Below are 22,139 nucleotides of genomic sequence, written 5' to 3' on the forward strand. Positions count from 1 at the left end.
CGCCGCCGGGGTATTGCTGTGTCCGGAAGACCGCAAGAAAGAGGGCATCATCCCGCTGGGCAGCGTCGCTGAAAACATCAATATCAGCGCCCGTGGTGCCCATTCCACCTTTGGCTGGCTGTTGCGCGAAGGCTGGGAGAAAGGTAACGCCGATAAACAGATCCAGGCGATGCGGGTCAAAACGCCGAACGCGGCGCAGAAAATCCTTTACCTGTCCGGCGGTAATCAGCAGAAAGCCATTCTTGGCCGCTGGTTGTCGATGCCGATGAAGGTCCTGCTGCTGGATGAACCCACCCGGGGTATCGACATCGGCGCCAAGTCGGAGATCTACCAGATCATCCATAACCTGGCGGCCAGTGGCATCGCGGTGATCGTGGTGTCCAGCGACTTGATGGAAGTGATGGGCATCTGCGACCGCATCCTGGTGATGAGTGAAGGCGCCTTGACCGGTGAGTTGCCCCGCGCCCAAGCGGATGAAGCGCGCCTGCTGCAACTAGCGCTGCCACAGTCTCGGGCTTGAACAAAAATAAGAGGGTTGGCTATGTCTGAGGTAAAAACTGCAAAGGGCTTTTGGCCGGGTTTCAACCAGCGCAAATTTCTCGATGACTGGGTGATGCTGCTGGCGGCGCTGAGCATTTTTGTGCTCAGCGCGGTGTTCATCGACAACTTCCTTTCGCCGCTGAACATGCGCGGTCTGGGCCTGGCGATTTCGACTGTCGGTATTGCCGCGTGCACCATGCTGTTCTGCCTGGCCTCGGGGCACTTCGATTTGTCGGTAGGCTCGGTGATCGCCTGCGCCGGGGTGGTGGCGGGCATCGTGATGCGCGACACCGACAGCGTGGTACTCGGCGTGTCGGCGGCCTTGGCCATGGGCCTGGTGGTAGGGCTGATCAACGGCATCGTGATCGCCAAGCTGCGCATCAATGCGTTGATTGCCACGCTGGCGACCATGCAAATCGTACGTGGCCTGGCCTACATCTTCTCCAACGGCAAGGCGGTGGGGGTGATGAATGAAGGGTTCTTCGTGTTCGGCAACGGCCAACTGCTGGGCGTGCCGGTGCCGATCATTATCACCGTACTGTGCTTTGTGTTCTTTGGCTGGCTGCTCAATTACACCACCTATGGGCGCAACACCATGGCCATTGGCGGCAACCAAGAAGCCGCGTTGCTCGCGGGCGTGAATGTCGATCGTACCAAGATCATCATCTTTGCCGTGCACGGTTTGATCGGCGCCCTGGCCGGGGTGATCCTCGCGTCACGCATGACCTCGGGCCAGCCGATGATTGGCCAGGGGTTCGAGCTGACAGTGATCTCGGCCTGTGTGCTGGGCGGGGTGTCGTTGAGCGGCGGCATTGGCATGATCCGCCATGTGATTGCCGGGGTGCTGATTCTGGCGATCATCGAGAATGCGATGAACCTGAAGAACATCGATACCTTTTACCAATATGTGATTCGTGGCTCGATTCTGTTGCTGGCGGTGATAATCGATCGTATGAAACAACGTTAATGTTCGCCCTGTGAAGATCAAACTGTGGGAGCTGGCTTGTCTGCGATAGCGGTGTGTCAGCCAACCTATCTTTAACTGACCCACCGCCATCGCAGGCAAGCCAGCTCCCACCTTGGATCTCCTGTGTTCAGGAGGGCCGTATTTGCCATAATGCCCCCGCTTTCATACTTATAGGCCCGATATGCAGGAAAACGCCCCCACCCCCGTCAAAGACGCCGCCCCCACCGGCACCCAGACCCTGTTGCGCGGCCTGGGCGTGGTGCAAGCGGTAGCGGCTGGTGCGCGGGATCTCAAGGAGATCGCCCGGCGCATCGGCACCACGCGCAGCACAACGCACCGACTGGCCAGTTGCCTGGTGGACGAGCGTTACCTGCGCGTGGTGCCCCAGGTCGGTTATCTGCTGGGGCCCAAGCTGATCGAGTTGGGGTTCCAGGCCCGTGAAGAGTTGCCCCTGGTGAACCTGGCGGTGCCGTACCTGGATGAGTTGTCGGCGCTGACCGGTGACACCATTCACCTGGCGATTCGTGAATACGACGAGGTGCTGTACCTGCACAAGAACCCCGGCCGCAACGGCCCGGAAATGCGCTCGCGGGTCGGCCATCGCATGCCGTTGGCGCGCACCGGTATCGGCAAGGCGTTGATGCTGGATGATTCGCCGCAGGAGTGGCAGCGCTTGTACGAGGCGAGCTTGCCGACGGCGGGCAAAAGCCTGCAATGGCCGCAGCACCCGGAGCAATCCTGGGTGCAGTTCGAACAACGCATGCATGGGTATGTCGAGGGTGGCTACGCGTTTGACCTGGAAGACAACGAGCCTTCGATCCGCTGCGTGGCCGCACCGGTGCGCGATGCCAGCGGGCGCATTGTCGCCGGTATCAGCATCGCCAGTACGGTGCCCTACATGCCGCTGGAGAAAATGGCCGAGCTGATCCCTGTGATCAAACAGGTCGCAGCCCGGCTGTCAGCGGAGTTGGGCGCCAAGGCCTGATCAGGCTTTGAGGCTCGCCATATCGATGACAAAGCGGTACTTCACGTCGCCGGCGATCATGCGCGTGTAAGCCTCGTTGATCTGCCGGATGTCGAGCATCTCGATGTCGCAGGTAATGCCATGCTCGGCGCAGAAATCCAGGACCTCCTGGGTTTCGGCAATACCGCCGATCAGCGAACCGGCCAACACTTTACGGCCCAGCACCAGCTTGGCGGCGTTGACGGGCGGGTCCACCGGCTCGATCAGGCCGACCAGGATATGCACGCCGTCAAAGCGCAGCACGTCGAGGTAGGGGTTCAGGTCGTGCTGCACCGGGATGGTGTCGAGCAGGAAGTCGAAGTGTCCGGCAGCAGCCTTCATCTGCTCGGCATCGGTGGACACGATCACATGGTCAGCGCCCTGGCGACGGCCTTCCTCGGCCTTGCTGGCCGAGCGCGTGAACAACGTGACTTCGGCGCCCATGGCCTTGGCGAACTTGATGCCCATGTGGCCCAGGCCGCCCATGCCGAGGATCCCGACTTTATCGCCGGCCTTCACGCCGTAGTGCTTGAGGGGCGAGTAGGTGGTGATGCCTGCGCACAGGATCGGCGCAGCGCTGGCCAGGTCGAGTTTGGCCGGGATCTTCACCACGAAGTGTTCGCTGACTACGATGCTGTCGGAGTAGCCGCCCATGGTGTTGCTGCCATCCACGCGGTCCGGCGTGGCGTAGGTCATGGTCGGGCCTTCGAGGCAATACTGCTCAAGGTCTGATTGGCAGGCTTCGCAGTGACGGCACGAGTCCACCATGCAGCCTACGCCCACCAGGTCGCCGACTTTATGGGCAGTCACGTTGGCGCCGACGGCGGTGACTTTGCCGACAATCTCGTGGCCCGGCATCAGCGGGTACACGGCGATGCCCCACTCGTTGCGCGCCTGGTGGATGTCGGAGTGGCATACGCCGCAGTAAAGAATCTCGATTGCCACGTCATCGACGCGCGGGCTGCGGCGTTCAAAAGACATCGGGGCGAGGGGCGTGGTGGCCGACTGGGCGGCGTAACCGATGGCGGTGTACATAGTAAACCTCACAAAAGCTTGGACTGCAGAGGCGGCAAATTCTGCGCGCAGGCCTCTGGCGCGAACATGGCAAATGCTCCGAGTCTCATGCCTATTCGTCCGGCAGTGCCTGAGGTTTGGATATATTGGCCGCCAGACCTGCGATGATGGTGTCATCCCTCATTCGCGAAGTTTTTTGCCATGCTGTTGACCCGCCATTTGGATGCCAATGCCACGCTGGTTTCCTTGATCGAAGGGCTCACGCCCCGCGATGGTTTTTCCCCGACTCACCTGCCCGGAGTGCAGGTGCTGCGTGCCAGTTGCGATGTGGCGCGTGGGCCGCAGATCTATGAGCCAAGCCTGATGTTCGTGGCCCAAGGCAGCAAGGTCGCCTACCTCGGCCCGCGCACGCTGGAGTATGGCGCCGGGCATTACCTGATCCAGGCCATGCCGGTGCCGTTCGAATGCGAGACCTTTGCCATGGCCCCCGAGGCGCCGCTGTATGGCGTGACGGTAGGCATCGACCGCGTGGTGTTGGGCGAGTTGGTGATTGCCATGGGCATGCAAGCCGGGCCGCCGCCGACCGCGCAGACCTTGGAGTCGATGAGTTCGGTGGTGCTGGACGATGCGATGCGCGGCTGCGTCGAGCGGTTGTTGCAGTGCCTGCACGATCCGCTGGAAAGCCGGATCATGGGCCCGGCGCGGGTGCGTGAATTGTTGTTCACCGCCTTGCGTGGGCCCCAGGCGGATGTGTTGCGCGCACTGGTCGAACAGCAGGGCCAGTTTTCGCGCATCGCCACCTCATTGAATCACCTGCATGCCCATTACGCCGAGCCGCTGAATATCGAGACGTTGGCCGGGTTTGCGCACATGAGCGCGTCGACCTTTCATGAGCATTTCAAACGCTGCACCTTGTTGTCGCCGGTGCAGTACCTCAAGCGCTTGCGGTTATTGAAGGCCCAGCAACTGCTGCTGGTGGAAGGCATGAGCGTGGCGCAGGCGGCGCACAAGGTGGGGTACCAGAGTACGTCGCAGTTCAGTCGCGAATATAAGCGTTACTTTTTGCGTAACCCTGGTGAAGAGCGAGCCGCCTGAGTCTGCCGGGTACGCCTGCCAGATAAGCCTTGCTTGCATGAAGATCGAATAGGGGGGCAATACCTGATAACTGTTTCTGCGCGGTGGCAACGGAACGGCTCTGGCTTGTTATGCACTCACGATTGCACCAGGCGAATTAGCGTCTGGAACCAAGGAGGTAGTGCGCGTGAAAGTTCAGCCCCTCACTCATACGATTCGTATCAGCACCCAGCAATCCGCTTCTGCGCTGCCTGCAAACACTGTAACCGCAGGTGAGGTTAACGGTCCGGCAGGCATGAAAGTGAGTGTTGCCAACAACACGACAGTCACCCCTGACCCGAGTCACGAACTTGATTTTTCCAAGGGTGTAATTTACGGCTCGCTCGATGTAACACCGCCTACCGCGAGGTATACGTTTGGCGAGCGTGAACGGCGAATCAATGCCTATGCTGGTCGCGTTGTTGCGCAGGTCCGGACTATGGAAACTGGCGACGAAGGCCAACGCAATATCAGATTCCAGCACCTGCGTCCGTTCTTGGAGCCTGCAGGTTATTTCAGCGGTGGATTGCTGGCGGCGGGGTACGACCCACATCAAAAAATCACGGTGACGTTCCAGTCTTACGTCAAGGAACTCAATGGTGTCTCGCATCTGACTAATCAGGATGAACGCACCTACTTGGCATGGCAAATTGCAGCCGGTGCGTTGAAGCACGATAAAGTGGCGCCGGGGGGCCAGTTGAACGCCCAAGGCATGCATATCAATGCGCAAGCCAAGGAAATGGTCAACCACCTTGAGGCCTTGGGCAGCGTACTTCAACGTCATTGGGAGCAAGAAGTAGCCAAGCCGATGCGCGACCCTGAGGGCAAGCTCGCAGAGCGCTCGGGGAAAGCGGACGCCTATGTGGTCAAGGGGACATTGCAAGGTCTGCATGACGACGAGGCTATGTTCGGTCAGCTTACGCCGGCGGGCCAGAAAGCCATCATTCGTACACTTGAGGACAATGGAAACGTCGTTGTTCCAAATATATACGGTTACTCTCTGGCAGGTTATGCCTTTGTTCCTTATGTCCATTATCACGGTGATTATGACCATCGACCTGATAAAGGCTTAATGGTCGATTTGAGACGCGGCACTGTCAGTGAACTGCATGGGGATGATGACTTTGCCAAATGGGCTGAAAGAAATCGTGCTCATGTGCAGAACAGTTTCAACGCCCGTGACCGGCAAGGCGGCAAAGACGCGCATTGGCCACGGGCAGACTATGTTCTGGGGGCGCTTATTCACGGTAATAGCGCCACCTTCCCAGGCAGAAAAAATCTGCTTGCGGATAGGGCCGTACCCGTTCGGGAGACATTCAACTACACCCAATCGAGAGACAGTGATTATTACTTGAAGTTTGGCGATCTGAAGAGCGGCATTGCCTCTCACTTTCAGGCTGTTAACGCAAAAGACGCAAGGTGGGCCGACCAGACTGAGGTCTTCGGTGCGTCGCAGCAGAACTGGAAAGCCGCGAAAGAATTTTGGGGCAATACCTTCGGTTACCTGCCCATCATCGGTAACACCGGCAACATTGTCTTCGGGGTTCATGACGCCGTTGATGGCATGACGCAAAATGATCGAGTAGCCGGCGGTGCCGCCGCGGTGATCTCGGGTCTGCAACTGGCCCATGAAATTGCAATGGCGAAGGCAGATGTAGAGTTGGGAGAACCCTCGTTAACCAATAGCGCTGGCGCCCAACACTACCGCTGGGAACTTGACTCACAGACAAACGACCTGCAATTGATGAGAGCACCCAATACTGGCGCGTCTTTTCCAGGTATGCGGGAAATCGAGTTAGGTGGCAAACCCTATTACGTCGCCAATGCCCCTGATGCCGGGGACGGAACGCATTACATTTTGCGTGTAGTCGATCCACATGACCCCGACCAGTTGGCCAGCAGCGCCATTGTTGCCAAGCCCGATGCTCAGGGTATTTGGCGTCGAAGAGGCGTCATGGGCGGTGGGCTGGATGAATTTGAGGGACGATTGAAAGACCCCGTCGGGTTTGGCTCCCGTGCGATGGTGTATGCCGACCCGGACGATGCTGACTATATGATCAAAGTAACGTTCCCTTTACCGGCTGCCAAGCGCATTGCCGATATGAAAAATGAGGTGGCGTTATTTAACCGATATTATGGAGAACAGCGTGCGACGTTCCTTGGCAGCAATGCTGCTGACACCGTTTCCTATATGCGTATGCCCAAAGTGCCGGGAGAATCGCTTGAGCAACTGATGGCCGGGGATAAAGCCTTGCCCCAGGGCTTGTCAGCCAGCGTGTTGAATATGCTGGTCGAATTGGAAAACGCCGGCATTGCTCACAATGACTTGGCCGCAAGGAATATTCTTTACGACGCCAATACTCGCAAGTGTTATCCGGTGGATTTTGGTTCGGCGAAGACGGCAGGGGTTAACCTGGCACAGTCTAATGACCGCTACAGTATTTGGGAGCTGATGGAACAGATTCAACCAGATAACCAATCTTTTGAAGAAATGGTCGAATTGTTGGAGTCGTTGAAAACGAATGCCGTCAGTTGAGCCGATCAGCGATTTTAGCACCGCTGAGAGCACGTCCACCGGCTGAATCGAAGAAACCATTGATTCAGCCGGTGCCGCTTGGTCACACGATCATAGTAGAACTACTAGTCAAGCGGCCTTACATATTCGGGTAAGTCGGCCCGCCCGCACCTTCCGGCGTCACCCAGGTGATGTTCTGCGAAGGGTCCTTGATGTCACAGGTCTTGCAGTGCACGCAGTTCTGGGCGTTGATCTGGAAGCGTTTCTCGCCGTCTTCCTTGGTCACCACTTCATACACGCCAGCCGGGCAGTAGCGCTGCGCCGGTTCATCGTAGAGCGGCAGGTTGGTGCCGATCGGGATGCTTGGGTCCTTGAGTTTCAGGTGGCACGGTTGTTCTTCTTCATGGTTGGTGCCGGAGATGAACACCGAGCTCAGTTTGTCGAAGCTCAGCTTGCCGTCGGGTTTGGGGTAGTCGATCTTCTGGCTGTCTTTGGCCAGCTTCAGGCAGGCGTAGTCCGGCTTGGTGTCGTGCAGGGTGAAAGGGATCTTGCCGCCGAAAATGTTCTGGTCGAGCCAGTTGAAACCGCCGCCAATGATCGCGCCGAACTTGTGCACGGCCGGGCCGAAATTGCGGCTGGCGAACAGTTCTTCGTACAGCCAGCTGGCTTTGAAGCTGTCGACATACGTGGTCAGTTCATCACCGCCCTCGGATTCGGCAAACAGGCGGTCGGCCACGGCGTCGGCGGCGAGCATGCCGGACTTCATCGCGGTATGGCTGCCTTTGATCTTGGCGAAGTTCAGGGTGCCCAGATCGCAACCGATCAGCGCGCCGCCCTTGAAGACCATCTTCGGCAGCGAATTCAGGCCACCTTTGCAGATCGCGCGGGCGCCGTAGCTGACCCGCTTGCCGCCTTCCAGGTACTGGGCCAGCACCGGGTGATGCTTGAGGCGCTGGAATTCATCGAACGGCGACAGGAAGGTGTTGCTGTAGGACAGGTCGACGATCAGGCCAACCACCACCTGGTTGTTTTCCAGGTGATAGAGGAACGAGCCACCGGTGTTCTCTTTACCCATGATGTCCAGCGGCCAGCCGGCGGTGTGCACCACCAGGCCCGGCTGGTGCTTGGCTGGGTCGATTTCCCAGATTTCCTTCAGGCCAATGCCGTAGTGCTGGGCGTCGGCGTCGCTGTCCAGGTTGAAGCGCTGGATCAGTTGCTTGCCGATGTGGCCACGGCAACCTTCGGCAAACAGTGTGTACTTGCCGCGCAGCTCCATGCCCGGGGTGTACAGACCGTCTTTTGGCTTGCCTTCACGGTCAACGCCGAGGTCGCCAGTGATGATGCCGCGTACCACGCCGTTCTCGTCGAACAGCGCTTCCTGAGCGGCGAAGCCTGGGTAGATTTCCACGCCCAGGTTCTCGGCCTGCTGGGCCAGCCAGCGGCACAGGTTACCCAGGGAAATGATGTAGTTGCCTTCGTTGTGCATGGTTTTGGGCACAAAGAAGTCGGGTACCTTGGTGGAGGCTTCCGGGCTGCGCAGTACATAGATGTCGTCGCGCACCACCGGGGTGTTGAGCGGGGCGCCGAGTGCTTTCCAGTCCGGGAACAGTTCATTCAAGGCACGTGGTTCAAACACGGCACCGGAGAGGATGTGGGCGCCGACTTCGGAACCTTTCTCGACCACGCAGACGCTGATTTCTTTACCGGCTTCGGCGGCCTTCTGCTTCAGTCGGCAGGCGGCAGACAGGCCAGCTGGGCCAGCGCCGACGATGACCACGTCGAATTCCATGTATTCGCGTTCCACAGGCTATCTCCTACTCAAGGCTCAACAGGCTTTTTTTTCTAATGGGTGGAGGTTCGGTGTGGTTCTGCGCGAAGGCAGCACCCACCTGTCTCTCTAGGTGGCGCATTATATATAGACCACTGACAGCGTCCAATACAAACGTTTGTTTGAATTGCCTGCAGCCTAGATAAATCAAAGCAACGGGGCTTATGACTGACCATTTTGCCGTATTGACCAGAATAGGCGTTCCGGTCAAGATACGGTCGGTTTTGCGCTTCCCGTAGGCAGACTGCAGGTTTCAAGAGCACGTCCAAAGACAGGCCGAAGGCAATAAAGGTGATGCGCCCCCAACGTTGGAGCGCAGTTTACACGCCGCGATAAAGAATGACCTCTCAGTCACCACTGACGAACGGTCGTCATTTTCCGTGTGCAAGGCCACTGCCGAGGTCTTTGGAGGTGCCCTTGTGTGCCGATGAGCATCAACCGCCAGGTTCGCCTAGGCGACTTTCTTTTCACCGGAGAGTAACGAGGAATCCATGAAGGTTCTTGTAGCTGTCAAACGCGTTGTCGATTACAACGTGAAAGTTCGCGTCAAGGCGGACAATTCCGGCGTCGACCTTGCTAACGTCAAGATGTCGATGAACCCTTTCTGCGAAATCGCTGTGGAAGAAGCTGTACGCCTGAAAGAGAAAGGCGTGGCGACGGAAATCGTCGTGGTGTCCATCGGCCCGACCACTGCCCAAGAGCAGTTGCGTACCGCTCTGGCCCTGGGCGCCGACCGCGCCATTCTGGTGGAGTCCGCTGAAGAGCTGACCTCCCTGGCCGTTGCCAAGCTGCTCAAGGCCGTTGTCGACAAGGAACAGCCACAACTGGTGATCCTGGGCAAACAAGCCATCGACAGCGACAACAACCAGACTGGCCAGATGTTGGCTGCACTGACCGGCTACGGCCAGGGCACCTTCGCTTCGAAAGTCGAAGTGAGCGGCGACAGCGTTGCGGTCACCCGTGAAATCGACGGCGGCGCGCAGACGGTTTCCCTGAAACTGCCGGCCATCGTCACCACCGACCTGCGTTTGAACGAGCCGCGTTATGCGTCCCTGCCAAACATCATGAAAGCCAAGAAGAAGCCTCTGGAGACGCTGACTCCGGACGCTTTGGGCGTTTCCACCGCCTCTACCAACAAGACCGTCAAAGTCGAAGCGCCGGCTGCACGCAGCGCGGGCATCAAGGTCAAGTCGGTGGCTGAACTGGTCGAGAAACTGAAAAACGAAGCGAAGGTGATCTGATCATGACTATCCTCGTAATCGCCGAACACGATAACAAGGTGCTGGCCCCGGCCACCCTGAACACCGTGGCCGCTGCCGCTAAAATCGGTGGCGACATCCACGTTTTGGTAGCAGGGCAGGGCGCTGGCGCCGTGGTTGAAGCCGCTGCGAAAATCGCGGGCGTGAGCAAAGTCCTGAACGCTGACAATGCCGCTTACGCGCATCAGCTGCCGGAAAACGTTGCACCACTGGTAGCAGAGCTGGGCAAGAGCTACAGCCACATCCTGGCTGCCGCCACCTCCAACGGCAAAAACATCCTGCCACGCGTTGCCGCGCAGTTGGACGTTGACCAGATCTCCGAGATCATCTCGGTAGAAAGCGCCGATACCTTCAAGCGCCCGATCTACGCCGGTAACGCCATCGCCACCGTGCAGTCCAATGCTTCGGTCAAGGTCATCACCGTGCGTGCCACCGGTTTCGACCCGGTTGCTGCCGAAGGTGGCTCGGCTGCCGTTGAAGCCGTCTCCGCTGCCCACGACGCTGGCACTTCCAGCTTCGTCGGCGAAGAGCTGGCCAAGTCGGACCGTCCTGAACTGACCGCTGCCAAGATCGTCGTTTCCGGCGGGCGTGGCATGCAGAACGGTGACAACTTCAAGCACCTGTACGCCCTGGCCGACAAGCTGGGCGCTGCGGTCGGCGCTTCCCGCGCAGCCGTTGACGCAGGCTTCGTACCCAACGACATGCAGGTCGGCCAGACCGGCAAGATCGTGGCGCCACAGCTGTACATCGCCGTCGGTATCTCCGGCGCGATCCAGCACTTGGCCGGTATGAAAGATTCCAAGGTGATCGTTGCGATCAACAAGGACGAAGAAGCGCCGATCTTCCAGGTAGCCGATTATGGCCTGGTGGCGGACTTGTTCGAAGCCGTACCAGAGCTTTCGAAGCTGGTCTAATCCAGCCACTTCACTTATAAAGAGCCCGGTCTTATGACCGGGCTTTTTTATTCCCTGTAGGAGCGAGCTTGCTCGCGAAAAACGTACAGGCGCCGCATTTATTCAGAACGCACGCGTTATCGTTGACGTTTTTCGCGAGCACTTTAGGAAGGAACATGCCATGGCGCTGCGCCCCTGGACTGTACTGCTAGGCCTTACGCTGCTGCCGAGCCTGACGCTCGCCGCCGGCAAGTGCGAGCGTCTGGTGATCACCGGCAGCCCGGACGCGCCGCCATTACTCTGGCGTGACCCCCAGGACCCTACGCACCTGATCGGCGCCACCGCTGACGTGCTGCAACAAGTGGGCAAGGACCTCGGGCTGAAAATCGACCTGCTCTACGGCGGCAAACGCTCCCTGGCCCTGGATGAAGCGCGTAGCGGGCGCATGGACATCCTGGCCGACGCACCGCTGAACCTGGGTGAGCTGGACCACTTCGACTACATCCATCCGGCGCTGATGCAGACCGACTACCTGGTGTGGACGCGCAAGGATTCAGCCTTGGTCTATTCCACCGCCGCGGATTTGCACGGCCACACAGGTGCGGTATCGGAACGTGCGCGCTTGAGCGCCGAGTTCGAGACCTTCGCCGGCCAGCAACTCAACCTGCAACGCCTGCCCAGCTTGACGCCGGCCTTTCAGAAACTGTTGCTGGGTGAGGTGGACTACGTGCTGGCTGGGCGCTATTCCGGCATGGCCATGGCCCAGACTCTGGGCATGAGTAATGACCTGGTGGCCCATGCAGTGCCTGTCGATCAGCCTGGCCTATACCTGGCGATTTCCCACAACTCGGCCTGCAATGATCCGTGGCTGCGCGGACAGCTGACGAAAAAGATGACAGAATTGCTCGCCTCCGGTGCCGCTCAAGCCGCGCTGCAGCGCAATCTGGAGCGTTGGAAAGCGCAACTGCAACAACCTGTCGGCACCCCAACAAAGTAGGGATTTACAGTGATTTTTCGAGCTATTTTCGCGGCCCTCGCCGTTGTTGCGCTGGCAGGATGTGCAACCGATCCTGCGCCGATCGAACAAATGCGTCTGACCCAGCAAGCTTTGGAACAAGCCACTGCGGTCGGGGCCAACACCGATGAATCCCCCGAACTGAAACTGGCCGAAGAAAAATTCGCCAGGGCCAAGGGCAACATGGCCGACCAATCCTACAAGCGTGCGCGTATGCGCGCCGAGCAGGCTGAGTTGGACGCGCGCCTGGCCGAGGCCAAAGTGCTGACCGGCAAGAGCCAGGAACAATTGAACGTGCTCAATACCCGTATCACTCGCCTGCGTAAGCAACTGCAGTTGGGAGACGCACAATGAGCCCGATGATCCGTAGTTTGAGCTGTGTACTGCTGCTGGGCGGCGCGGCCTTGGGCGGCTGTGCCAGCCAACCCACGAGCGAGCAGGCGTTGCAGCAGGCCGGCGATGACTTTCAGAAGGTCAAGGAAGACGCCAACGTACTGCGCTTCGCGCCCAAGGACGTGATCCGCGCCGGCGAGTCCCTGGCCCGCGCCGATCGCCTGTCCAGCTACTGGGGCAGCGGCGCCGATGTGGTGCATTACGCTTACCTGAGCCAGCGTTACAGCGCCATCGCCCGTGAGCACACCCAGCAGGGCCTGAATGCCGAGCGCGGCACCCAACTAGAGTTGGAGCGTCAGCGCCTGCAACTGGCCTTGCGCGAAAACAAGCTGGCCAGCGTGCAACAGCAGGGCAAGTGGGTTGAAGCGCAAATCGCCAGCCTCACTACCCAGACCGACCGTGGCCTGGTGATGACCCTCGGGGACGTACTGTTCGACACCGGCGAAGCTGAGCTGCAGAACTCGGCCAACCGCACGGTGCTCAAGATCGTGCAATTCCTGCAACTGAACCCCAAGCGTCGGGTGCGCGTCGAGGGCTACACCGACAACACCGGTGGCGAGCAGGAAAACCTGAAACTGTCCCGCGACCGTGCTCAATCGGTGGCCGACCTGTTGATGGACCTGGGTATCGATGACAAGCGCATCGAGGTCGAGGGCTATGGCGACCAATACCCGGTGGAAGCCAATGCCTCCGAGCGTGGTCGTGCGCAGAACCGCCGGGTTGAAATTGTGTTCTCCGACGAAAAAGGCCAACTGGGCGCTGCCCGCTAACAGCTGACGCAGATCCAAATTGTGGGAGCGGGCTTGCTCGCGAATACGGTGTGTCAGTCAGCACATCCAGTACTGAGCCACCGCATTCGCGAGCAAGCCCGCTCCCACATTTCGTTTCGGCGATGCCCACCCTAACTCCCCCCGCAGTTTTTACTGTCACTCCCGCCCGCGCTCGACTATTGTGGCAACTGTCCCCGTACACTTCTAAACTGTGCTGGTATGTTTCACACAAAAATAAAATACCCGTGAAATCGAGTGCTGCGTCATGACCAATCTGTTGCTTTACCAACGTATTGCCCAGCAACTGGCTGAGGACATCCGGCGCGGTGTCTACCAACCGGGGGAGCGCGTGCCGTCGGTGCGCAAGATGAGTTCCCAGCTCAATGTGAGCCATGCCACGGTGCTGCAGGCCTACGCCAACCTGGAAGACCAGGGGCTGATCCGGGCGCGGCCGCAGTCGGGCTACTACGTGCACCAGACGCCAGCACTCACGGCGCCTACGCCCGATATCGCACGGGTCGAGCGCCCAGGGTTGGTCACCCGTAGCAGCATCATCCAGCAGGTGCTGGTCGAGTCGCGCCGTGAAGGGGTGTTTCCGTTGGGTGCGGCGGTGCCGAGTGTCGACTACCTGCCAGTGCGGGCACTGCATCAGCAGTTGGCCAAGGTCACGCGTTTCCAGAGCCCACGGGCCTTCAGCTACATGTTCAGCCCTGGCTTCGAACCACTGCGCCGCCAGGTGGCGATCCGCATGCGTGATGCGGGCGTGGTAGTGGACCCTTCCGAAGTGGTGATCACCCACGGCTGTGTCGATGCATTGCAAATGTCGTTGCGCGTGCTGACGCGCCCTGGCGACCTGATCGCGGCTGAATCACCAACCTATTACGGCTTGCTGCAATTGGCTGACCTGCTGGGCCTCAAGGTTATCGAGATCCCCAGCGACCCCGCCACGGGCATGAGCCTGGAGGCCTTGCAACTGGCCGCCAACCAATGGTCGATCAAGGCGCTGGTGCTGACCACGCGCCTGAGTAACCCGCTGGGCGGTACCATGCCGGAGGAGCGACAGAAACAGTTGCTGCGCCTGGCGTCGGACTTCGATATCCAGATCGTCGAGGATGATATTTACGGCGAGTTGATGTTCGAACTCGGCCGCACTAAAGCCCTCAAGGCCTACGACCGCCTCGACCGGGTGATCTATTGCTCAAGCTTTTCCAAGACCTTGTCGCCGGGCGTGCGCATTGGCTGGATGATTGCCGGCAAGTACCAGCAGGAAATCCAACGCCTGCAGATGTTCAGCACGCATTCTGCTTGCAGCGTCACGCAGATGGGCGTCGCGGCCTATCTGGAAAACGGTGGCTACGACCGTCATTTGCGCTACATCCGCCAGGAATATCGCAAGAACCTCAGCGCCTTCCAGTTGGCGGTGCAGCAGTATTTTCCCGAAGGCACCCAGATGACCCGCCCGACCGGCGGCTTTATCTTGTGGGTCAGTTTACCGGGGCGGGTCAATACCCAGGAACTGCATGTGCGTGCCCTGCAACAAGGCATCAGCATTGCGCCAGGGCTGATCTTCAGTAATACCGAACAGTTCAACCACTGTATTCGCCTCAATTGCGGCACGCCGTGGAACCGTGAGGCGGAGAGGGCGTTGATGACCCTGGGAATGCTTGCCAGCCAACTGTGCCAGGAGGCCGCAGCGGGTTTTTGAGGCGAGCAAAGGGGACAAGACTGATCTGTGCCCTTGTCATGCCGCGCACAACAAGCGAGCATATGGCCTTCTGCCGTTAATGCTGTTGGCGATATGACTTCTATTTTTCGCGTTACGTTGATGCTGGGTCTGCTGAGCCTGTGCAATGCTGGCAGCGTGCTGGCTGCAGCGCCGGTGGCTGAAGGCAAGCCTGTTGTCGGTGCCGAGCAAAAGACCTCAGCCAAGCAGCCAGCGCCTGCGAAAAAAGCCCCCGCCGCACAAAAGAAAGCCGCCTCGACCAAAAAGCGTGCACCCGTGGCGAGCAAGTCCAAGTCGGCCCATGAAGTCGCCCAGACCAAACTGCCACCGGCACAGTTGGACCTGTCCCTGCCTTCGGATATGGTCAGGCACTTGCAACCCATCGGCACCATGCCCAAGCCCAAGAGTGTGCCCTTGTTGCCGCCAATGTTTGGCGAAAAGCCCACCGACAACAGCGCGTTCCAGATCAACGGCCGCTTGCTCAGCAATGAGATGAAGTTGCAACTGCGTAACGAAGAGCGCCGTGATGTTGAAGGCGCTGCGCTGGATTTCGAATTCAAGCAATAATCTTTCGCACCACAGGTGACCCAGGTCGCCGACCATCTGTCGCAGACTGATCGGTCACTTTTGTTTTGTGCGAAAAACCCCTGTTGGGCCATTTTAAAACGGCTGTTTAAGGGCGTACTCTAGCCCGGCCATCCCTATTGAGTCGTCGAGGACCTGCTGGTCATGAAATGCCGTGAAGGCTGTGGCGCATGCTGCATTGCCCCCTCCATCAGTTCACCGTTGCCGGGAATGCCCCAGGGCAAACCCGCTGGCGTTCGCTGCGTGCACTTGTCGGCGGAACAACTGTGCCAGTTGTTCGGTCAACCGCAGCGGCCAGCCGTATGCAGTGATTTCAAGGCCGATATTGAGGTGTGCGGCAATGACCAGGCCGATGCCATCCGCCTGATCGGTTGGTGGGAACAGATGACGGCGGCTTGATGGGCTTTACTATCGGAACTTCAACAATAAGGAATACAACGATGGGTTCGCTGAAACGAGTGGCTGTGCTGTGCGGTTTTACGCTGTTGTTTGCGGCTACTGCCCAGGCTGAGGATTGGCAAGTCGCCAAGGACGAAGACGGTATCAAGGTCTCCCTGAGCGAGATTGCCGGTTCCAAGTACAAGGCGTATCGCGGTGTGACGGTGATCAAGGCGCCTTTGGCCAAGGTCCAGGCGCTTCAGGAAGATGTGGTCGGTGCTTGCGCATGGATCCATGAATGCAAATCCCAGCAACTCGTCGACAAGAAAGGCGACGAGGCCTGGACCTACACCCAATTCAAGGCGCCGTTCCCCGTGACGGACCGCGACTCGTACATCCACGTCACCACCACCAAAGCCGCTGACGGCACCGTCACGCGCAAACTGGAAGGTGTGCCGACCTACAAGCCAGAAGCAAAAGGCTACGTGCGGGTTGCCCAGGTGGACGGTTTCTGGAAACTGGTGCCAAAGGGCGATAACCAGACCGAAGTCACCTACCAGGTACACACCGAGCCAGGTGGCAGTGTCCCCTCGTGGCTGGCCAACAAGTTCGTGGTGGAAGCGCCGTTCAACACCTTGAAAGCCTTGAAAGAACACGCTGAAAAATAAGTGCAGTTGATCCGGTGCCTCCGGGCTTGAGTGGAACGTTTGGCGCGCCGCCAAGGTCCAGATACTTGTAAGCCCACCTATGGGTTTTATCGAGGAGGCACCGATGCAAACGTGGCAAATTACCTTCGTTGATGATCACGGTGAAAAGTCCGTGCAGCAGTTCACCTGCGAACAAAAGCCCAGCCTCGAAGACGCTGCGCATATGATTCGTGCGAAGCTGGTGCCGATTGCTGCCGAACTCGATCTCAACGACCTGGAAGGCCGCAAACCCGAGCCGACGGTCAAGATTCTCAAAGACCAGAACAGTATCCAGATTCTCGATATTTCTCCCTCCGTCTAAACATTTTTCACACGCCACACGAGCACCTCTGGTGGAGGTGATAGCTTCGCGCTACTCTGCAATCGAGATCAGCGAATGAATCGCTAAGGTCTGGTCTTGTCAGCTACATGCTTGTTTTCCTGCGGCGTTGTTATGCCGTGGTGCCCGCGCCAGCAGGGCGCGGGGCTTCAGGAAGCACGGAAAGTCTATCCATCGGTTTGAGGAGGACGTTTCATGAGCACAGCCTATCAAGAAGACATCAGCACCAACGTACTGCGCCGCATGAAAGAAGGCGGCTTTGACTTCTCGCGTTTTCACCCCATTGAGTTCTACGCCATTTTCCCGGATGAGGAACGGGCGCGCAGGGCTGCGGGTCGATTTCGTGGGGAGTCCCTGAATGCCCAGGTCAGCGTGCGCGATGATGGCGCCTGGTACCTGGAACTGAGCAAAATCATGTTCGCAACCTACGACGGCATAGGAGATTTCGAGCAAGACTTTGAGGCAGTAGTCGAGCCCCTGGGCGGCATTATCGAGGGATGGGGCGTCAAGCAGGAGGTGCGTGGGTTACCCATGTAGTTGGTATTTATGAGCACCACAGCGTATCGGCTGACCTTTGGGTCGGCCGATTTTGTTTGGGCGGTGTTTTACGTGCAAAAAAAGCCACCCGGATAGGGTGGCGGAAAGGGAAGCTCAAGGGAGTAGATCAGTACACGAAGTAACACGATATCGCTTGCACAAAAGGTTTCGCTGTAGGACATCTCCGGTTCAGCCGATGGAGGTGATTATCCGCAGTGCCAGCCGGGCAGTGAAATCAACTCTGGCTATGCTGTTGATAGTCAAAGACCGCATTGCGATGAGGCGCGCGACGTGACCCAAGCCATTGTGCGCACCAGGACGGTGCGAGGAATGTGGTTGGATTAATCAACTGACTGATTATTAAGTGTTTATGCCGCTGGCACGGGCCTTGCGAAGGTTCTTGCGTCCGGGTGACAAGGAGTACGGCATGATCCGCACTTATTACGATGAAATGTACGATGGGGCAGGGCAGGTTCGCCCCCATTACCGCGAGTTCGCCCGTTGGCTGGCCGATACCCCTGCCGATCTGCTGGCCCAGCGCCGGCGTGAAGCCGATTTGCTGTTCCACCGCGCCGGTATCACCTTCACCCTCTACGGGGACGAACAAGGCACCGAGCGCCTGATCCCCTTCGACACCATCCCCCGCAGCATTCCGGCGAGTGAATGGCGGATTGTCGAGCGCGGTTGCATCCAGCGGGTCAAGGCGCTGAACCTGTTCCTCGCCGACCTCTACCACGACCAACGCATCATCAAGGCCGGCATCATTCCTGCCGAACAGGTACTGGCCAACGAGCAATACCAACTGGCAATGCAGGGCCTGGATTTACACCGCGATATCTATTCGCACATCTCCGGGGTGGACCTCGTACGCGATGGCGACGGCACGTACTACGTGCTCGAGGACAACCTGCGCACGCCCAGCGGTGTCAGCTACATGCTCGAAGACCGCAAGATGATGATGCGTCTGTTCCCCGAACTGTTCGCTGCCCAGCGCATCGCACCCATTGACCATTACCCTAACCTGCTGCTCGACACCCTCAAAGGCGCCAGCCCCCTGGATAACCCCAGTGTGGTGGTGCTGACGCCCGGGCGTTTCAACAGCGCGTTTTTCGAACATGCCTTCCTGGCCCGGGAAATGGGCGTGGAGTTGGTCGAAGGCGCGGATTTGTTCGTGCGCGATGACCGTGTGCTCATGCGCACCACCGACGGGCCCAAGGCTGTCGATGTGATCTACCGTCGCCTCGATGATGCATTCCTTGACCCGCTGGCTTTCAACCCGGACTCCATGCTCGGTGTACCCGGCCTGCTTGCCGCCTACCGTTGCGGCAACGTGGTGCTGGCCAACGCCATTGGCACCGGGGTTGCGGACGACAAATCTGTGTATCCGTTCGTCACCGAGATGATCCGCTTCTACCTCGACGAAGAGCCGATCCTGCAGAACGTTCCGACCTTCCAATGCCGTAAGCCTGACGAATTGTCCCACGTACTGGCCAACCTGCCCGACCTGGTGGTCAAGGAAACCCAGGGCTCCGGTGGTTACGGCATGTTGGTTGGCCCGGCGTCTACAACCGCAGAAATCGAAGCGTTCCGGGCGCGTATCAAGGCCAAGCCACACGCCTATATCGCGCAGCCGACCCTGTGCTTGTCCACCTGCCCGACCTTTGTCGAAAACGGTATCGCCCCACGTCATATCGACCTGCGCCCCTTCGTGTTGTCCGGCAAGGAGACCCGCGTGGTACCGGGTGGCCTGACCCGCGTGGCGCTGCGCGAAGGTTCGCTGGTGGTCAACTCGTCCCAGGGCGGCGGAACCAAAGACACCTGGGTGGTCGAGGACTGATGCCATGTTGAGTAGAACTGCCTCGGATTTGTACTGGATGTCGCGCTACCTGGAGCGCGCCGAAAACCTCGCGCGCATGCTCGATGTCAGCTATTCGCTGTCGCTGATGCCCCAGGACGGACGCGGCGATGGCCTGCACGAATTGGCCATGCCGCTGTTGATCACCGGCACCCTGGAGGAATACCACACGCGCCATGGCCCATTGCACGCTGAACGCTTGCTGCACTTTTTTGCCTTGGACGCGGCCAACCCGGCGAGCATCTACAGCTGCCTGGGCGCGGCGCGGGCCAGCGCCCATGCGGTACGTGGGCGAATCACCGCCGACATGTGGGAAAACATCAACGCCACCTGGCTGGACATTCGCGATATCGCCCAGCAGGGGCTCAGCCATTACGGCATGAGCCGGTTTTGTGAGTGGGTCAAGGAGCGTTCCCATCTGTTTCGGGGCGCCACGTACGGCACCATCATGCGCAACGATGCCTTCCGCTTTATTCGCCTGGGCACCTTTATCGAGCGCGCCGATAACACCCTGCGCTTGCTGGATGCCCGCTACGAAATGGCCGGCGAACAGGCGGCGGCGGTCAGCGATGGCACGGCTCACGCGTATTACCAATGGAGTGCGTTGCTGCGCGCACTGTCGTCGTTCGAGGCGTACACCGAGATTTATCGCGATGCGCCAGGCGCTCGGCAAGTGGCCCAGCTGTTGCTGTTACGCGCAGATGTGCCGCGTTCGCTGCGCGCTTGCAGCGAAGAGATCGACCAGATCCTCGCCAGCCTGCCCGGCCTCAATGGCCGCCCGGCCCAGCGTCTGGCCGCCGAGATGGATGCGCGCCTGCGCTTTACCGCCATCGACGAAATCCTCGAGGAAGGCCTGCATGCCTGGCTGACCGACTTTATCCCCTTGGTCCGCCAGTTGGGCGACGCCATCTACAGTTCCTACCTGGAGGCGGCATGAGACTCTCCATCAGCCACGACACCACCTACCACTACGAAGACCAGGTGCGGGCCAGCATCCAGTACCTGCGCCTGACCCCCCATGACAGCGAGCGCCAACACGTGCTGAGCTGGCAACTCGACCTGCCGCGCCCGGTGCGGGCACAGGTGGACCCCTTCGGCAATATCTTGCATGTGCTCACGCTGGACGAACCCCACGACGCTATCATCATCGGCGCCCGGGGCGTGGTGGAGATCGATGAATTGCGCGAGGCCGAACACGAAAGCCAGTCTGCCTTTCCGTTCCTGCGCTCGACGCGCCTCACCGAGCCCGACGACGCCCTGCGCGGGTTTGCCGAGCAACACTGCCATCAGCGCCGCGACCGCACGGCGCTTATCGACTTGATGCAGGCGCTTAACCACTCCATGGTCTACACCCCCGGCGCGACCGACGTCGATACCTGCGCCGCCCAGGCCTTTGCAGGTGCCGCTGGCGTGTGCCAGGACCACACCCATGCGTTCCTGGCCTGCGCACGCAGCCTGGGGATCCCGGCGCGGTATGTGTCGGGGTATTTGTACACCGAAGACAGCTCGCACCTGGCCAGTCATGCCTGGGCCGAAGCCTGGCTGGATGACGCCTGGTACAGCTTTGACGTGACCAACCAACTGGCGCGGCCGGAGCGGCACTTGAAGCTGGCCGTCGGCCTGGACTACCTCGACGCCTGCCCGGTACGCGGCATGCGCCGTGGCGGTGGGCATGAGCAGATGCACGCCAAGGTATTCGTGGCGCCGCAGCAATGACCGAGGACGGTAGGAGCGAGCTTGCTTGATCGTTCCCACGCACTGCGTGGGAATGCAGCCGAGGACGCTCCGCGTCCCAAAGCGTGACGCAGAGCCTCACAAGAGGCGTTCCCACGCAGAGCGTGGGAACGATCGACGATTACTCGGGAAGCCTGATACTCAACGGTGCTCTCAGGTTTTTCGCGAGCAAGCTCGCTCCTACAACTTGCGGCCCGCCATATGCCGCAGATATCCCACCAGCAAGTCCAACTCAGTGTCCGGTAATACACTGGCTGTAAACGCCGGCATCTTCGCCTGTGGCCAGTGCCTCAGGCTCTGCGGATCACGAATGTAACGCTTGAGGAAGTCGCCGCTGAAATACTCGGTGGGGTTGTAGGGCACATTCAGGTCCGGCCCCATCTGGGCATCACCGCCGCCATTGAGGCGATGGCACGCCAGGCAGTTCTTCTGGAACAACGCGAAGCCTTGGTTGATCGGGTCGTTTGCCGCCAGCTTCGGGTCGGGCAATAACGCCGGGAAACGCTCGCCAACCGTCTGCAACTGCTTGAATTTTGATACCTGGAACGGCCACTGTTCCGGGCTGATACGTTCGGCTTGAGGGTTGGTCCAGACTAGATAGAAAGGTCCAGCGCTGGGCTTGCCTTGTGCAAGCGGTGGCCATGGATGGGCCGGGTCTTCCACCGCCAGCCAGGCGCGGGCACCGTTTTTGTCTAGTAACGGCGCGGCGGCAAGTTCGGCGGCAAAACCATCAAGGGCAACGGCTTGCAGGTGGTTCGCAGGTTTAAGGCCCGGTAAGAGCACTGCGAGGGGCACCGCGCGATAGGTCATAGTGCGCTTGTAGGACACATCATCGACGATCTGCACCGTCTGAGCCTCCGGGTGCTTGAGCAGCTCGGCGGTCTGCCAGGTCTTTTGGCTGTGGTCCAACTCGATGGTCAACTGTGCCGCCGTCGCAGGCAGGCTCAGCAGCAGGGCAAAAAGGGCGAGGATCGGTTTCAAGGCGCAGGCC

The 22,139-nt window shown here is 59.4% G+C and carries 22 protein-coding genes; 19 read left to right on the forward strand and 3 right to left on the reverse strand.

The window, feature by feature from the left end:
• The 3 genes from ODQ19_RS27195 to ODQ19_RS27205 all read left to right on the forward strand — a co-directional run.
• A partial coding sequence (locus tag ODQ19_RS27195; RefSeq protein ID WP_330211738.1) for an ATP-binding cassette domain-containing protein occupies nucleotides 1-520 on the forward strand: 520 nt, incomplete at its 5' end.
• A 21-nt stretch (nucleotides 521-541) separates the two neighbouring features.
• On the forward strand, nucleotides 542-1,507 hold the full coding sequence (gene araH, locus ODQ19_RS27200) for an L-arabinose ABC transporter permease AraH (RefSeq protein ID WP_330211739.1): 966 nt from the start codon (nucleotides 542-544) through the stop codon (nucleotides 1,505-1,507).
• Nucleotides 1,508-1,688: 181 nt separating this feature from the next.
• Complete coding sequence (locus ODQ19_RS27205) at nucleotides 1,689-2,492, forward strand: IclR family transcriptional regulator (RefSeq protein WP_330211740.1); 804 nt, start codon at nucleotides 1,689-1,691, stop codon at nucleotides 2,490-2,492.
• Here ODQ19_RS27205 and ODQ19_RS27210 read toward each other — a convergent pair whose 3' ends face one another.
• On the reverse strand, nucleotides 2,493-3,545 hold the full coding sequence (locus ODQ19_RS27210) for an NAD(P)-dependent alcohol dehydrogenase (RefSeq protein ID WP_032895697.1): 1,053 nt from the start codon (nucleotides 3,543-3,545) through the stop codon (nucleotides 2,493-2,495).
• A 180-nt stretch (nucleotides 3,546-3,725) separates the two neighbouring features.
• On the opposite strand from ODQ19_RS27210, the gene ODQ19_RS27215 reads away from it, so the two are divergent.
• Both ODQ19_RS27215 and ODQ19_RS27220 read left to right on the forward strand, forming a co-directional pair.
• Entirely contained in the window at nucleotides 3,726-4,619 is an 894-nt protein-coding gene (locus tag ODQ19_RS27215; protein ID WP_116667125.1) for an AraC family transcriptional regulator, read from the forward strand.
• 166 nt (nucleotides 4,620-4,785) lie between these two features.
• The gene (locus ODQ19_RS27220) at nucleotides 4,786-7,173 is read left to right on the forward strand and encodes an OspG family effector kinase (protein ID WP_330211741.1); all 2,388 of its coding nucleotides are present in this window, start codon (nucleotides 4,786-4,788) and stop codon (nucleotides 7,171-7,173) included.
• A gap of 118 nt (nucleotides 7,174-7,291) precedes the next feature.
• On the opposite strand, the gene ODQ19_RS27225 is transcribed toward ODQ19_RS27220, so the two are convergent.
• Nucleotides 7,292-8,956 (reverse strand): electron transfer flavoprotein-ubiquinone oxidoreductase, encoded by a 1,665-nt coding sequence (locus ODQ19_RS27225; RefSeq protein WP_034126749.1) that lies wholly within the window; start codon nucleotides 8,954-8,956, stop codon nucleotides 7,292-7,294.
• Between the two features lie 515 nt (nucleotides 8,957-9,471).
• Here ODQ19_RS27225 and ODQ19_RS27230 point away from each other — a divergent pair.
• From ODQ19_RS27230 to ODQ19_RS27295, 14 genes are all read left to right on the forward strand, one after another.
• A complete protein-coding gene (locus ODQ19_RS27230) occupies nucleotides 9,472-10,221 on the forward strand; it encodes an electron transfer flavoprotein subunit beta/FixA family protein (protein ID WP_014719538.1) in 750 nt (249 codons plus the stop codon).
• Between the two features lie 2 nt (nucleotides 10,222-10,223).
• Nucleotides 10,224-11,153 carry an electron transfer flavoprotein subunit alpha/FixB family protein gene (locus tag ODQ19_RS27235; RefSeq protein ID WP_330211742.1) on the forward strand — a complete coding sequence of 310 codons (930 nt, stop codon included), beginning with the start codon at nucleotides 10,224-10,226 and terminating at the stop codon, nucleotides 11,151-11,153.
• Between the two features lie 160 nt (nucleotides 11,154-11,313).
• Nucleotides 11,314-12,129: a substrate-binding periplasmic protein gene (locus tag ODQ19_RS27240; RefSeq protein WP_330211743.1), complete on the forward strand. Its 816-nt coding sequence runs from the start codon at nucleotides 11,314-11,316 to the stop codon at nucleotides 12,127-12,129.
• Between the two features lie 9 nt (nucleotides 12,130-12,138).
• Nucleotides 12,139-12,501, forward strand: a complete 363-nt coding sequence (locus tag ODQ19_RS27245; RefSeq protein WP_116667119.1) for a DUF4398 domain-containing protein — start codon at nucleotides 12,139-12,141, stop codon at nucleotides 12,499-12,501.
• On the forward strand, nucleotides 12,498-13,310 hold the full coding sequence (locus tag ODQ19_RS27250) for an OmpA family protein (RefSeq protein ID WP_116667118.1): 813 nt from the start codon (nucleotides 12,498-12,500) through the stop codon (nucleotides 13,308-13,310). The genes ODQ19_RS27245 and ODQ19_RS27250 overlap by 4 nt, the downstream gene beginning before the upstream one ends.
• A gap of 265 nt (nucleotides 13,311-13,575) precedes the next feature.
• Nucleotides 13,576-15,015, forward strand: coding sequence for an aminotransferase-like domain-containing protein (locus ODQ19_RS27255; RefSeq protein ID WP_003193472.1), 1,440 nt, complete (start codon nucleotides 13,576-13,578; stop codon nucleotides 15,013-15,015).
• Nucleotides 15,016-15,108: 93 nt separating this feature from the next.
• Nucleotides 15,109-15,600, forward strand: coding sequence for a translation initiation factor 2 (locus ODQ19_RS27260; protein ID WP_116667117.1), 492 nt, complete (start codon nucleotides 15,109-15,111; stop codon nucleotides 15,598-15,600).
• Nucleotides 15,601-15,762: 162 nt separating this feature from the next.
• Nucleotides 15,763-16,017: a YkgJ family cysteine cluster protein gene (locus ODQ19_RS27265; protein ID WP_116667116.1), complete on the forward strand. Its 255-nt coding sequence runs from the start codon at nucleotides 15,763-15,765 to the stop codon at nucleotides 16,015-16,017.
• 41 nt (nucleotides 16,018-16,058) lie between these two features.
• Nucleotides 16,059-16,664 carry an START domain-containing protein gene (locus tag ODQ19_RS27270; RefSeq protein ID WP_116667115.1) on the forward strand — a complete coding sequence of 202 codons (606 nt, stop codon included), beginning with the start codon at nucleotides 16,059-16,061 and terminating at the stop codon, nucleotides 16,662-16,664.
• Nucleotides 16,665-16,767: 103 nt separating this feature from the next.
• The gene (locus tag ODQ19_RS27275) at nucleotides 16,768-17,004 is read left to right on the forward strand and encodes a hypothetical protein (RefSeq protein ID WP_014719530.1); all 237 of its coding nucleotides are present in this window, start codon (nucleotides 16,768-16,770) and stop codon (nucleotides 17,002-17,004) included.
• A 213-nt stretch (nucleotides 17,005-17,217) separates the two neighbouring features.
• Nucleotides 17,218-17,559 (forward strand): ribonuclease E inhibitor RraB, encoded by a 342-nt coding sequence (locus ODQ19_RS27280; protein ID WP_330211744.1) that lies wholly within the window; start codon nucleotides 17,218-17,220, stop codon nucleotides 17,557-17,559.
• A 427-nt stretch (nucleotides 17,560-17,986) separates the two neighbouring features.
• Nucleotides 17,987-19,396, forward strand: coding sequence for a circularly permuted type 2 ATP-grasp protein (locus ODQ19_RS27285; RefSeq protein ID WP_330211745.1), 1,410 nt, complete (start codon nucleotides 17,987-17,989; stop codon nucleotides 19,394-19,396).
• A gap of 4 nt (nucleotides 19,397-19,400) precedes the next feature.
• Nucleotides 19,401-20,351 carry an alpha-E domain-containing protein gene (locus ODQ19_RS27290; RefSeq protein ID WP_330211746.1) on the forward strand — a complete coding sequence of 317 codons (951 nt, stop codon included), beginning with the start codon at nucleotides 19,401-19,403 and terminating at the stop codon, nucleotides 20,349-20,351.
• The gene (locus tag ODQ19_RS27295) at nucleotides 20,348-21,130 is read left to right on the forward strand and encodes a transglutaminase family protein (protein WP_116667111.1); all 783 of its coding nucleotides are present in this window, start codon (nucleotides 20,348-20,350) and stop codon (nucleotides 21,128-21,130) included. Before ODQ19_RS27290 ends, ODQ19_RS27295 begins: the two co-directional genes overlap by 4 nt.
• Before the next feature lie 198 nt (nucleotides 21,131-21,328).
• Here ODQ19_RS27295 and ODQ19_RS27300 read toward each other — a convergent pair whose 3' ends face one another.
• Nucleotides 21,329-22,129: a c-type cytochrome gene (locus tag ODQ19_RS27300; protein ID WP_330211747.1), complete on the reverse strand. Its 801-nt coding sequence runs from the start codon at nucleotides 22,127-22,129 to the stop codon at nucleotides 21,329-21,331.
• Nucleotides 22,130-22,139: the final 10 nt, after the last annotated feature.

The sequence above is a fragment of the Pseudomonas sp. AM4(2022) genome (genome assembly GCF_036346515.1).
In the GTDB taxonomy this organism is placed as follows: domain Bacteria; phylum Pseudomonadota; class Gammaproteobacteria; order Pseudomonadales; family Pseudomonadaceae; genus Aquipseudomonas; species Aquipseudomonas paracarnis.